The 1,187-nt window shown below is 48.3% G+C and carries 1 protein-coding gene and 1 pseudogene; one reads left to right on the forward strand and one right to left on the reverse strand.

Translation table 11 applies throughout. The features are described 5' to 3' along the window. The first annotated feature begins 147 nt into the window (after positions 1-147). Positions 148-366 (forward strand): hypothetical protein, encoded by a 219-nt coding sequence (locus tag CIK04_RS34310; protein ID WP_325205887.1) that lies wholly within the window; start codon positions 148-150, stop codon positions 364-366. Positions 367-473: 107 nt separating this feature from the next. Here the strand turns inward: CIK04_RS34310 and CIK04_RS27105 are convergent. Beyond that, positions 474-1,187: pseudogene (locus CIK04_RS27105) on the reverse strand (aminotransferase class I/II-fold pyridoxal phosphate-dependent enzyme); the annotation flags it as partial.

Below are 1,187 nucleotides of genomic sequence, written 5' to 3' on the forward strand. Positions count from 1 at the left end.
GATAGAGCACTGCTTTCCGCTGGGTATCGCTATGCGCTTCACGAAAAACTCGATGTTTATGCTTTTTATGGCTTGGGAGGATTTCGAGAAGAAGAACGACAAAAAGCACAGATACCAAACTAAACTCAGAGAAAGGTCTGTTACGTGGTGGCAAAGTGGGCTTTCACTATTTTCGCGACGGACAAACTGAGCGTGCAAATTGAAGGTGAGTTCACACGTAGCGATTGGGTCGATGAAGACAATGCTAAGTTGTCGGTTGCTTATCAGTGGGGCGAGCGATTCGGCAGTAGCGCTTTTTACAAATACCGAGATGCGGGCAAAGACTACATTAACGAAGCAGGCATATCCCTTAAGTGGGTCTATTAGCGCGAGCAAGAAGAAACAAAAAAGGCCGTTAAACGGCCTTTTTTAATTGAAATGCGAATTACAGTACCCGCAGCGATGGCTTTTACAAAGCGGACCCCATGTTGGATTTTGGTCATGCCCCGCACGCTGATGCGACCAGAGCCGACGATGTAGATCGCAAACTCTTCTTTTTAGGCGAGCCACTTGATCTTTTGTCAAGCCAGAGAAAGAGAACATGCCCGTTTTGACGTTCGATAAAGCTAAAGTCAGCAGCAACGCCTTCTTCTTTCAGTGTCGCAACAAAAAGTTCGCGCATCTCTTGGATGCGATCGCGCATCTCAGCCACTTCTGCTTCCCACTCTGCACGAAGCGCAGCATCGTAGAGTGTGTAGTCACTACCGCACTGCCGTGCGCTGGTGGGTTTTGAGTAGATAGAGCGAATGATCGCTTTTCACTTGAGAGAATGCCCGTTTTCTGCGATCTCTTGGCTTTTCAGCCACTAACGTGAATGCGCCGACACGTTCGTTGTACAGACCAAAGTTTTTTTCGAGAATGAACTTGCTACGAGGATCTCTTTTGTTGAATTTCGCGAAGGTACGTAGACCTTGCGCATCTTCTTCAACGCCTTTCGCGAAACCTTGGTAGGCAAAGTCAAACAGTGGAAGTAGGCCTTTGTCTGCCACCAGTTTAGCAAGCGCTTCCCACTCTTGTGCCGTTGGGTCAATGCCTGTTGGGTTATGGCAACATCCGTGCAGCAGTACCACATCACCAGCGGACGCTTTTTCAAGGTCGGCCAGCATAGCTGCAAGTCTTTGTCTTTGGTTTCTGGTTGTAGTAGCGTA

The organism is Vibrio sp. 03_296 (assembly GCF_002265885.1).